At 52.3% G+C, this 12,174-nt stretch carries 10 protein-coding genes; 9 read left to right on the top strand and 1 reads right to left on the bottom strand.

What is annotated here, in order from left to right:
* Positions 1-173 precede the first annotated feature (173 nt).
* The 6 genes from V3851_RS13695 (at position 174) to glnA (ending at position 7,413) form a co-directional block, all read left to right on the top strand.
* On the top strand, positions 174-863 hold the full coding sequence (locus V3851_RS13695) for a response regulator transcription factor (protein ID WP_331847116.1): 690 nt from the start codon (positions 174-176) through the stop codon (positions 861-863).
* Positions 864-865: 2 nt separating this feature from the next.
* Positions 866-2,323: a sensor histidine kinase gene (locus V3851_RS13690; RefSeq protein WP_331847115.1), complete on the top strand. Its 1,458-nt coding sequence runs from the start codon at positions 866-868 to the stop codon at positions 2,321-2,323.
* A 64-nt stretch (positions 2,324-2,387) separates the two neighbouring features.
* Complete coding sequence (locus V3851_RS13685) at positions 2,388-3,359, top strand: 4-hydroxy-3-methylbut-2-enyl diphosphate reductase (RefSeq protein WP_331847114.1); 972 nt, start codon at positions 2,388-2,390, stop codon at positions 3,357-3,359.
* Positions 3,360-3,577: 218 nt separating this feature from the next.
* Positions 3,578-4,477 (top strand): CAP domain-containing protein, encoded by a 900-nt coding sequence (locus tag V3851_RS13680; protein ID WP_331847113.1) that lies wholly within the window; start codon positions 3,578-3,580, stop codon positions 4,475-4,477.
* A gap of 227 nt (positions 4,478-4,704) precedes the next feature.
* Positions 4,705-5,748, top strand: a complete 1,044-nt coding sequence (aroF, locus tag V3851_RS13675; RefSeq protein WP_331847112.1) for a 3-deoxy-7-phosphoheptulonate synthase — start codon at positions 4,705-4,707, stop codon at positions 5,746-5,748.
* A 240-nt stretch (positions 5,749-5,988) separates the two neighbouring features.
* A complete protein-coding gene (glnA, locus tag V3851_RS13670) occupies positions 5,989-7,413 on the top strand; it encodes a type I glutamate--ammonia ligase (protein ID WP_331847111.1) in 1,425 nt (474 codons plus the stop codon).
* Between the two features lie 92 nt (positions 7,414-7,505).
* Here glnA and V3851_RS13665 read toward each other — a convergent pair whose 3' ends face one another.
* Positions 7,506-8,501, bottom strand: a complete 996-nt coding sequence (locus V3851_RS13665; RefSeq protein ID WP_414859317.1) for a LacI family DNA-binding transcriptional regulator — start codon at positions 8,499-8,501, stop codon at positions 7,506-7,508.
* Between the two features lie 438 nt (positions 8,502-8,939).
* Here V3851_RS13665 and V3851_RS13660 point away from each other — a divergent pair, with 438 nt between their 5' ends.
* From V3851_RS13660 to V3851_RS13650, 3 genes are all read left to right on the top strand, one after another.
* Positions 8,940-10,307 (top strand): ABC transporter substrate-binding protein, encoded by a 1,368-nt coding sequence (locus tag V3851_RS13660; RefSeq protein WP_331847109.1) that lies wholly within the window; start codon positions 8,940-8,942, stop codon positions 10,305-10,307.
* 101 nt (positions 10,308-10,408) lie between these two features.
* Positions 10,409-11,302 carry a carbohydrate ABC transporter permease gene (locus tag V3851_RS13655; RefSeq protein ID WP_331847108.1) on the top strand — a complete coding sequence of 298 codons (894 nt, stop codon included), beginning with the start codon at positions 10,409-10,411 and terminating at the stop codon, positions 11,300-11,302.
* A 2-nt stretch (positions 11,303-11,304) separates the two neighbouring features.
* Positions 11,305-12,141, top strand: a complete 837-nt coding sequence (locus V3851_RS13650) for a carbohydrate ABC transporter permease (protein ID WP_331847107.1) — start codon at positions 11,305-11,307, stop codon at positions 12,139-12,141.
* Positions 12,142-12,174: the final 33 nt, after the last annotated feature.

Genomic DNA, 12,174 nt, shown 5'->3' with positions numbered 1-12,174 from the left:
GTAGCGAAAAGGCGGCAGGGCACTCATGTCCCGCCGCCTTTTAAGCACATGGAACGGCTTTTCCCTTTAAGGTTCAATGCGGAAAAGCCCTGCGCTTTTTGCTAAAATACAAAAGAGAAGCGTGAGAAGCGGAATAAGAAGTGGGGTCCGCTTTGATAAAGGAGAGATAGATTGTGAGATCGACCATTTTGGTCATCGATGACGATGAGAAAATCACCTCGATGCTGCGGCGCGGCTTGGCTTTTGAAGGATATGAAGTGCATACGGCCCGCAACGGGGCGGAAGGTTTATCCATGGTCATTGCCGCCGACCCGGATCTGATCATTTTGGATGTGATGATGCCGCAAATCGACGGTTTCGAAGTATGCCGCAGGCTTCGTGAAGGAGGCAGCACGGTCCCTGTGCTGATGCTGACGGCCAAGGACGAAGTGGAGAACCGGGTCAAGGGGCTGGATATCGGAGCGGATGATTACCTGGTCAAGCCGTTTGCGCTGGAGGAGCTACTGGCCCGCGTACGCGCGTTGCTGCGGCGGAAAGAACCGGCCGACGATGGCGGCGGGCATCGGCTGACGTTCGAGGACATCGTGATGGATATGGATTCTCGCGAAGTACTGCGGTCCGGGCAGCGGCTGGAGCTGACGGCGAAAGAATTCGATCTCCTGCATCTGTTCATGCAAAATCCGAAGCGGCTTTTGACCCGGGACCAGATCATGGATAAAATTTGGGGTTACGATTACAGCGGGGAGTCGAATGTCCTCGAAGTCTATATCGCAATGCTGAGACAAAAAACGGAGGAGTTCGGCGGCAAACGGGTCATTCAGACGATCCGCGGCGCAGGCTATATACTGAGAGGGGACTCCTAGAAATGTCGATCAGATGGCGGCTTACCGCATGGTACTCGGGGATCCTGGCCGTAACGCTTATTCTGTTCAGCGGTATGATTTACGGGATTGCGAGATATTACACATACGAGGAAGTGAAAACCCGGCTGCAGGAGCAGGCGGTACGCATCAAAAACACGCAGAGCTTCAGCATTTCCCAAGGTCTCGATCTCTACCTCGATCCGCTGCAGGCGCAGCGGCTAGAGGATGCGCAGCTGTATGTCCAGATTCATAATTTTACGAGCGGCTCCACCCGGTATTCCCAGAACCTGCTTGACCGGGGGCTGCAGTTCCCGGTGCCGGATCCGGACAAAGTAGATAAGATCAGCGGTTTTCAAACGATTCAGATCAAGAACTATTCCTTCTTGCTGTACCAGCTTCCGGTAAGCCTGAACAACCAGGTGATCGGCCTGGTACAACTCGCGGCTTACACTGGTGCCGAGGACCGGCTGATGGAACGAATGAAATCGTTGCTGCTGACCGGGTCTTTGTTTACGATACTGGTGGCCAGCACGTTCGGCCTGTTCCTGGCCCGTAAATCGATAGCCCCGATCGGCAAGGTCATCGAGGCGGCGAACGGGATTCAGACCGGGAACGACCTCAGCGTGCGGATCGACTACGACGGCCCCAACGACGAAATCGGCCAATTGATCGGCACGGTCAACAATATGCTGGCGCGTACGGAAAGCTTCTATACCGAGCTGGATGAAGCCTATTCCGCGCAGCGGAGGTTCGTATCCGATGCCTCCCATGAGCTGCGGACTCCGCTCACTACAATCCGCGGCAACGTCGATCTGCTCAAAAAGGTCTGGTCCGGCGATGAGGGCGCGAATCCGAAGATGGGTGAAGAGGAACTGCGCAATTTATCGCTGGAGGCGATCAGCGATATTTCGGACGAGTCGCGGCGGATGAGCCGGCTGGTGAGCGATATGCTGTCCCTGGCCCGCGCCGACATGGGGCAGACGATTGCCAAGGAGACGGTGCCGCTCGCCCCGCTGGTGGAGGAAGTGATCCGCAGGGCGCAATTCCTTCCCCGCGAAGCAACCTGGGTTCAGGGCGACCTGCGGGCGCTCGAAGGAGCCACAGTAAACGGAAGCAAAGATTATTTGCAGCAAATGCTGTTTATTTTCATCGAGAATGCTTTCAAATATACTCCCCGGGGCAGTGTGACCATCGATGCCGTCCGGGCGGGCAGCCAGACCGGGATCCGCATTTCCGATACCGGCATCGGTATGGACAAGAGCGAGGTTCCGCATATTTTCGAGCGATTCTACCGGGCGGATCCGTCCCGCGGCGTAACGCCCGGCACCGGGCTTGGCTTGTCGATCGCCAAATGGATTATCGACGAGCACGGCGGATCGGTCGAGGTTATGACCAAGCTCGGCGAAGGAACCACCTTCGTGATCTGGCTCCCGGCCGTCTTTAACGCCCTGCCGGAATAAGCTATAATAGAGTAAGTTCCCTCCCGCAGGGATGACAGGGAACCAGAAAGCGGGGAAAGATACGATGGAAGTGATTAAAATCTCGCCGCGCGGATATTGCTACGGGGTAGTCGACGCCATGGTGCTCGCCAGACAGGCGGCCAAAAACCTCGATTTACCGCGCCCGATCTATATACTGGGCATGATCGTGCATAACAGTCATGTCACAAATTCATTCGAGGATGAGGGCATCATCACACTGGATGGCCCGAACCGGATGGAGATTCTGCAGCAGGTGGAGAGCGGAACGGTGATTTTTACCGCTCACGGCGTCTCGCCGGAAGTACGCAAGCTGGCCCGGGACAAAGGTCTGACTACGGTGGACGCGACCTGTCCGGACGTCACAAAGACGCATGTCCTGATCGAGGAGAAGGTTGCCGATGGCTATGAAGTCATCTATATCGGCAAGAAAGGCCATCCCGAGCCCGAAGGAGCCGTAGGGGTCGCCCCCGATCGGGTGCACCTGATCGAGAAGGAAGAGGAGATCGCGGACCTCGAGGTCGCCTCGGACAGGATCGTGATCACGAATCAGACGACGATGAGCCAATGGGATATCAAGCATATTATGAAAAAATTGCTGGAGAAGTTCCCGGGAGCCGAAGTGCATAACGAGATCTGCCTGGCGACGCAGGTACGCCAGGAAGCCGTTGCCGAGCAGGCGGGACAGGCGGACCTGGTCATCGTCGTCGGCGATCCGCGCAGCAACAACTCGAACCGGCTCGCCCAAGTCTCCGAAGAGATCGCCGGCGTGAAGGCTTACCGGATTGCCGACGTTACCGAGCTGAACCGCGAGTGGCTGCAGGGCATTTCGAAAGTGGCGGTGACATCCGGCGCTTCAACGCCGACGCCGATCACGAAGGAAGTTATCGCCTACCTGGAGCAGTACGATCCGGAGAATCCGGCGACTTGGGAGATCGTACGCACGGTCAACATGAACAAGCTGCTGCCGCCGGTGAAGGCTGCCGCCAAAGGCAAGCCGGATGAAGTTCATAAGTAATTACAACGCACATAACCGCCCTTTTGATCGCTGTCAAAGGGGCGGTTTTTTGCTGGCTGGGTAATGACGGGTGATTTTCCGGCCCACTAGCATTTTGCCAGGTTTTGAGGGGTCACTCTCTAGTTGATTCATGTTATACTCCTAATAGAAGAAAGAGTTACAAAATTGTTACCTTTGTTCTTCTAAACTTCTATTACAGCGACCAAGGAGATGACATGATGAGAACAAACCCAATGAAGAAACGTCTGATTACAGGCGGGTTGACCGCCCTTTTGGCCGCAGGTCTTATCCTGCCTACTTCGGCATCGGCGGCTGGATCCGACTCTTCCGCGAATGATGCAAACTCTTACTGGAAGAATATTTTCAATTCGATTCCGTGGGAACAGATCTTCAAACAGCTTCCGGTACAGAACGGACAGAACGGAAATATACAATTCCCGGGCGGCAATAACGGCACGCCGCAAAAAGGGACGGATCAAACCGGCGATTCCCAAGACAATGCTCAGCAAAATGACAATAATCAAAATTCAACAACCGATGAAACCGGCAATACCGATAATTCCAATGTTTCCGATGACGCGAACAACGGTGACGATTCCGCTGTGACGGATGACTCGAACTCGAACGCATCGGATGATTCAGCCAACGCCGATGACTCGGCCAATTCCGGCAATACCAACAATTCCGGCAATACCGGTACGTCGGATAACTCCGGTTCCAACACTCAACAAGGTACATTAAACGCCGGGTCGGAGTTTGCCGCCGAGGTAATCAACCTGGTCAATCAGGAACGTGCAAAACAGGGCCTGAAGCCGCTTGCCGCTGACGAGGAACTGAACAACATGGCTTTGGCCAAGGCGAAAGATATGAGTCAAAACAACTATTTTGACCATACTTCCCCGACTTATGGCTCTCCGTTTCAAATGATGAGCCAGTTCGGCATCAGCTACAGTTATGCGGGCGAGAATATCGCGATGGGTCAAAAGACTCCGGCCGATGTCGTGAACGCCTGGATGAACAGCGAAGGCCATCGGGCCAATATCCTGAACGCCAATTACACGCTGATCGGCGTCGGGTACTATAACGGCTACTGGGCCCAAGAGTTTGTGGGCAGATAAGGATCGCACAGGAGCCAGTAAAGGAAGCCGGGAGCAGAGCTCCCGGTTTTCTTTTTTTTTAACACGGTTGCCGGCCCGGATACATAGAAATATAAAGCCGGTTAGGGCTTGACGCGAGAGACATGATCCGTTATATTTACTTTAATGGATAAAAGCTTAAAAGCGAACAAGCGTTCAAGTGAAATAGTAAATATGTATATATAATACCAGAGAGGATGAACAAGATCATGATCGTGATTACTTCCAATCAAACCCCCGAGGAGCGGTTGCAGGAGATTATCGCCGTTATTGAAAAAGAAGGGGTGCAAGTGCATCTGTCGCGCGGCAAGGACCGGACGGTGATCGGGCTGATCGGCGTGATCGAACCGAAGCTGGCGGAGCATTTGCGGCAAATGAAAGACGTGGAAAATGTGATCAAAATTTCGAAATCATACAAATTGGCCAGCCGTGACTTCCACCCGGAAGATACCGTCATCAACATCGGCGACGTCAAGATCGGCGGCGGGGAGCTGGTGGTCATGGGCGGACCTTGCGCCGTGGAATCTCCGCAGCAAATCGACGAAATTGCCGCCCTGGTCAAGGCCGCCGGCGGCCAAGTGCTGCGCGGGGGCGCCTTTAAGCCCCGGACGGGTCCGTACAGCTTCCAGGGCATCGGAGTGGAAGGTTTGGTCATGATGGCAGAAGCGGGCAAGAAACACGGCCTGCTGACGATTACGGAGGTCATGACGCCGGAGTATGTCGACGTGTGCGCCGAATATGCGGATATTTTGCAAGTAGGAACGCGGAACATGCAAAATTTCGATTTGCTGCGCAAACTCGGCACCGTTAACAAACCGGTTTTACTTAAAAGAGGCTTCAGCGCCACCTACGACGAATTCTTGAATGCGGCCGAGTACATCCTGGCCGGCGGAAATCCGAACGTTATGCTGTGCGAACGCGGAATCCGCACGTTTGAGACCTACACACGCAATACACTCGACTTGTCGGCGATTCCGGTGTTGCAAAACCTGAGCCATCTGCCGGTCATCTCCGACCCGAGCCACGGGACGGGACGCCGCGAGCTTGTAGAGCCTATGACCAAAGCCTCCGTGGCCGCAGGCGCGGACGGACTCATTATCGAGATGCATACCGATCCGGACAATTCGATGACCGGCGACGGCGTGCAATCCCTGTTCCCCGACCAGTTCGCTGCGTTGCTCCGAGATTTGGAGAAGCTGGCGCCGCTCGTCGGCAAACGCTTTGACACGCCGAAAGCGGCGGTGCAAATTTAAGAATTCCAGAGATTTCCTATCATATACAGGCCCTTCCACTTCAAAATGGGAGGGCTTTTATACTTTTTGTCGATTAATTTGTACTCTGCGTAATAATACCTTACATCAGATATAAAAATACCTTACATAACTATTGACGGCATTCCTTCACGGTTCTATAATGACGTCAGTATAAACAAAAAGGATGAACGTTAAACCGATTAATAGTTTTAATGTTCGTGATTTGGGGAGGAAGTCATTATGTCAGCAGAGTTGGTTATGAAAACAATTCAGGAAAAGCAAATTGAGTGGGTCGATTTTCGTTTTGTTGACTTGTCCGGTCGCGCACATCACATTACTGTTCCGGCCAAAGAGGTTGATGAGGAGACGTTTACGAACGGAGTAGCTTTTGACGGTTCTTCTATTCCAGGCTTCCGCGGAATCGAAGAATCCGATATGGTTATGATGCCGGACCACGGTTCGGTATTCGTGGATCCCTTCACCGCGCATCCGACATTGAACGTATTTTGCGACATTTATACGCCGGACGGCGATAGATACGAGAGAGACCCGCGCAGCATCGCGGTTCGCGCCGAAGAATACCTGAAGGCAAGCGGAGTCGGCACCGCGGCGTTCTTCGCGCCGGAGTCCGAGTTCTTCATCTTTGACGATGTCCGTTTCGAAAACGGCATGAACAAAACCTTCTACTCGGTAGATTCCGAAGAAGCGATCTGGAACACGGGACGTTCCGAAGAGGGCGGCAACCTCGGGTACAAAATTCCGGTGAAAAGCGGCTATGTTCCGGTAGCTCCGACCGACAAACAGCAGGATATCCGCAGCGAAATGTGCCGTTTGCTGGAGGAAGCGGGCATCCGCGTGGAGCGTCATCACCACGAAGTAGCGACCGCGGGCCAAGCGGAAATCAATTTCCGTTTCGACACATTGCTCAAAACCGCCGACAATCTGATGGTTTACAAATATATCGTGCACAACACGGCGCTCCAATTCGGCAAAACGGCAACCTTCATGCCTAAGCCGCTCTTCGGCGACAACGGCAGCGGGATGCACGTGCACCAATCGATCTTCAACGGCGACACTCCTTTGTTCTACGAAAAAGGCGCATACGCCAACCTGAGCGAGACGGCGCTGCATTACATCGGCGGTATTTTGTACCATGCTCCGGCGATTATCGCGTTTACGAATCCGAGCACGAACTCGTTTAAACGCCTGGTGCCGGGTTATGAAGCTCCGGTCAACCTGGTTTATTCCAAGGGTAACCGTTCGGCCGCCGTACGGATTCCGGTTGCGGCCGTTACGCCGAAGGGCTGCCGGATCGAATTCCGGACTCCGGACTCGACGGCGAACCCATACCTTGCATTCTCGGCTATGCTGATGGCTGGTCTTGACGGCATCAAACGCAAAATCGACCCGAGAAAAGAAGGCTATGGCCCGTACGACAAGAACATTTATGAACTGTCCAACGAAGAGAAAGCCGGCATCCGCAGCGTGCCGGGTTCGCTCGACGAAGCGCTGAACGCTCTGGAATCCGATTACGAATTCCTGACCGAGGGCGGGGTATTCACGAAGGCATTCATCGATAACTTCGTAGAATTCAAGCGTGCGGAAGCCAGATCGGTCGCTACCCGCGTACACCCGTACGAGTTCGGATTGTACTACGATCTGTAAGCCGGCGTAAATCAAATAAACGACCGAAGAAAGGCCGCGTCTTTAAGCAAGCGCTACTTGCTTAAGACGCGGCCCTTTTTGATTCGGCTGCTTTATTCTTTTAGCCGGCTCCCGCAGGATTCGCGGATGACCAGTTCGGGCTCGACGACCACATTGCTCGTTTCGGATTGCGTGTTGATCAGGTCGAAGAGCAGCGAAGCGGCGAGCCGGCCGATCTTGTCCTTGTTTTGCCGGATCGTCGATAATGCGGGCGTCGTGTACTTGCATGCTTCGATATCGTCGCAACCGATGATCGCCACGTCCTGAGGAACCCGAAGCTGATGCTCCTTCAGTGCGCGCATGGCTCCGATCGCAAGAAGGTCGGAAGCGGCGAATACGGCCTGCGGCATGCGGTCTGCGGCGATCATTTTGTTGATCGCTTCATAGCCGCTCTCCTCAAAGAAATTATCCCCGTTGATGAACCAATTTTCGTTCACCGCCAACCCGAAGCTTTCGATCGCATCTTTGTATCCCTTTTCCCTGGTATTTGAAATGTCCGATTCGAGCGTGCTGCCGATGTAGCCGAGCTCGCGATATCCCTGCAGATAGAAATGCTCGACCACTTTATAGGACATTTTGTAATTGTCCGACATAATGTACCCGGAGCTCCGGCCTTTCAACTCGATATCGACCCCGATGCAGGGGATTTCGCTATAATCCAGCTCGCTGATGGAGGGCTCCACCTGCTGTCCCGTGACAATGATGCACCCGTCCACATTGAAATGCCGGCATCTTGCCAAATAATCTCCGTCCAGGGCATGCGATTTCTCGTTCGAGAAGAAGAGTAGGTCGTATCCCAAAAAGCCCATTTGCTTCTTAAAAGAGTTCAATACCTCGATAAAAAAAGGATGGGTGAAATCGATGTTCAGCTTGCCGGCGAAAATGACGCCGATCAAATTCGATTTCTTGGTGGCCAGCGTTTTCGCCGAATTGGACGGGACATAACCCGTCTGCTTCATAATTTCGAGCACTTTCGTTCTTGTATCTTCCGAAATATCGCTATAGTTGTTCATGATCTTTGAAACGGTCGAGACCGAAACCCCCGCCATTTTCGCGATCGTTTTAATATTTACCGACAAGGTGGCGTCCTCCTCTATTGGGACTAGCTTGTTTCAAGGTCTATTCTTTTACGAAACTATTTTCGTAATACAAGTTTACATGTCTATTTTTTGCAAGTCAATGATAAACCGCAGCCGCGTAATAAAAAAGAGGCCTTGTCGGGCAAGGAGGGGAGCGAAAGACAGCCTGTAGAAGGAAAAGCGGTATTTAATAGCGGGTAGCTTTATTGAAAAAAGGTCTTTACAAGGCAGGAAATCCATGCCATAATGTGTTCGACGAAACCGCTTTCGGTGATTTTTAGTTAATAATAGTATTCTGGCGAAAATTTACGAAAATTTTGATAAAATGATGTTTCGCCGGAAATGAAGCACGTGAAAGATCGACAGAAGGCCGGACGTCATTAATTTACAAAAGTAGGGGGTAACAAAATGATCAAGAAAATAACGGCCTTGGTGCTGACCGGGGCTCTGACGCTCAGCCTGGCGGCATGCGGCGGCGGCAACAACAACGGAGGGGGCGCGGCCACCGGGAATGAAGGCGCGGGGAGCAAAACCGCCGGCGACAAAAAGGTCGTGAAAATTCTTCACTGGAAGCAAGAAAACATCAACAAAGCGATGGAAGAAATCAACGCCGCGTTTATGGAGAAATATCCTGAGTACACCATTGAATATACGACGACAGGGCCGGACGACGAGTATAAACAAGCGCAAAGAGCGAGAATTACGGCTAACGACGTCGATATTATGGCCGACTTGTCCGGAATGAGACTTTCGCCGAAAGACTGGACGCCCGGCGCGAAAGTACCGGATTGGCAGCAATGGATCGATTCCGGACTGATCGCCGATTTGTCCGATCAATCGTTCGTGAAAAACTGGAACGCCAACGACATCGCTCAAGCCGGAACTTATAACGATAAAGTGTATGCGATTCCAACGGGGAAAGTCGCGATGTCCGGATTGTTCTACAACAAGCAAATTTTCGAAGACAACGGCCTTAGCGTACCTCAAACCTGGTCCGAATTCATTAAGCTTTGCGAAGATTTGAAAGTGAAGGGCATTACGCCGATCGGCGTGGCGGGTAAAGACGTATGGCCTTTGAAACTGCCGGTATTTGCGCTGCAAGCGAAAATACTGGGCGGCGGCGATCAGCAGAAATGGATCGAAGGCGTATGGAAGGGCGAAACCGCGTACAATGACGCCGAAGCCGTGGAAGTGCTCGAGAAGATGAAAACCTTGCAAGACAATTATATGATCGACGGCTTCATGGGGATCGACTACGCTTCGGCCCCGTCCATCTTCGCAACCGGCAAAGTCGCGATGCTGGCGGACGGGTCCTGGGATGCGCCGACGATCGCCACAGCGAATCCGGATCTGAAATTCGGTTATTTCCCGGTTCCGGCGACCGAAGATGCGGCGAAGAATTCCTCTTTCGTCGGTAAGTATGACGTAACCTGGTATGTGGCCGAGAAGGGACCGAACAAGGAAGGCGCTCTGAAATGGATGGAGTTCTTCTCCCAGCCTGAAAACTATACCAAATTCGTCAAAGCGGCCGGCTTTATCCCGACCCAGGACAATATCGCAACGGAAAGCGAGTTTATCGACAACGAAATCGCTCCGTATCTCGGCGATTTCGAATTGGCTTACGAAATTCTGATGATCAACCGCGAAAATGTCGGCGAGCATTTGGCTGCGGAGGGCGTGCATACCGAATACCTTGCGCCCGGCGGCGAATTCCAGTCGGCGAAAGAGCTCGCGGATGTTCAACAAAAAGAATGGGAAGCTTCGGCTCCGAAATAAGGAAGCTTTAAGTAAACCCAAAGAAGAACATTACTGCCCTCGGGGTCTGCGCAGGCAGACCCCGGCTTCATTTAAACGATTGGATCTGTGAGGTGAGAGAGATGTATCCATTTGGCAAAGGCTTCTCCAGATATGTGCCGTTTTTGCTGCTTTTGATCCCTTTGGGGTTATATCTGATTTTTTATTTTGGACCGTCCATGATGACGGTGATTTACTCTTTTACCGATGTGAAGAACATTCCCGGAAGCTCGATGAAATTCGTGGGTTTGGACAATTATTACGATTTGTTTTTTGCCGGAAACTCTGGAGAGCGCTGGCGCTCCATTCTAAATACATTGATCTTCATGTTTGTTGTCACGATCGTGCAGAACGGCGTGGCCTTATTTGTGGCGGTGCTGATTAATCAGCGCCTGCGCGGCGACTATTTCTACCGGGCCGTCTTTTTTCTGCCGGTTGTGCTCGGGGTTGCCGTTGTCGCCCTGATCTGGGGCATGATGTTCGACCCGCTCAGCGGACCGGTAAACATGCTGTACGATTGGCTGTTCGGATATAAGGATATGTTTTTCTCCAGCTTTACGCATGCGTTCGGTTATATTATATTTGTGCAAATCTGGATGTATATGGGTTATTCCATGCTTATCTTCCTGGCCGGGCTGCAATCCGTGCCGAAAGATCTGTACGAAGCCGGATATATCGACGGGACGACCAAATGGCAATCCTTCCGCCATATCACCTTCCCTTTGATCGCTCCGTCCTTTACGGTCAATATGCTGCTGTCGATCATCGGGGCGATGTCGACGTTCGACATCATTCTGGCGACGACGGACGGAAGATTCAACACGAGAACGATGGCTTACGATGTGTATAAGGAGACGTTCCGAGGCAGTCTGGAAATGGGTCTTCCTTCTGCGCTTTCGGTCGTCCAGTTCCTGATCATTCTCGCCTTTGTCGTGGTCGCCGTGAAACAGATGCGCAAAAGAGAGGTGGAGCAATAACCATGAAAAATTCCAGATCGTTTACTACACTCTCTTATGCCGTAATCGCGGTCCTGCTTGTGCTTTATATCATTCCGTTAATCCTAGTGCTGAACGTATCTCTTAAGTCCTACCCCGAGTACTTGCTGAACCCGATCGGATTCGTCAAGGATATTCAGTGGAGCAACTATGTAACCGCCTGGACGGAAGGGAACTTTGCAGGCTACTTTTTCAACAGCGTGATCTACACCGGAATCGCGACGGTATTGACCATACTCGTTTCCTTGCTGGGAGCTTTCCCGGTGGCGCGGAACTATGTGAAATGGAGCGGATTCATCTATTTGTTTTTCCTGCTGTCGCAATTTTTGCCGAACCCGATGGTCGCCCAGTATAAATTGATGCTGACGTTCAAGGACAGCCTGGAGTTTTTCGGTTACGACACCAAGCTTGGCTATATCATTCTCAAGACGACCGGAACGGGGGTCGTGTTTATGATGTTCGTCGGTTATATCAAATCGATCAGCCGGGAATTGGACGAAGCGGCCGGCATCGACGGATCGGGTTATTTCCGTTACCTGCTGCAAATTATTATGCCGCTGATGAAACCGGTGATTGCCACGGGGGTCATCCTTACGGCGATCGGCATCTGGAATGATTTTGTCGGACCGATCATGTATTTGCCGAGCAAGGCGAATTATCCGATTACGTTCGGGCTTAAGGAATTCAAGGGACAGTACGGCAACAACTGGCCGCTTCTGGCTTGCGGGATTACGATTGTGGCGGCGCCGCTCATCGTCCTGTACACGTTTATTCAGAAATATCTGGTGGATGGTGCGCTGGCCGGGGCCGTGAAGTCCTAATATATGAGAATATAATAATAAACGGAAGTTATA

The organism is Paenibacillus haidiansis (genome assembly GCF_036553665.1).
Taxonomy (GTDB): Bacteria; Bacillota; Bacilli; order Paenibacillales; family Paenibacillaceae; genus Fontibacillus; species Fontibacillus haidiansis.
Note: the sequence above shows the minus strand (reverse complement) of the source record. Positions and strands in the feature narration are given on the sequence as shown.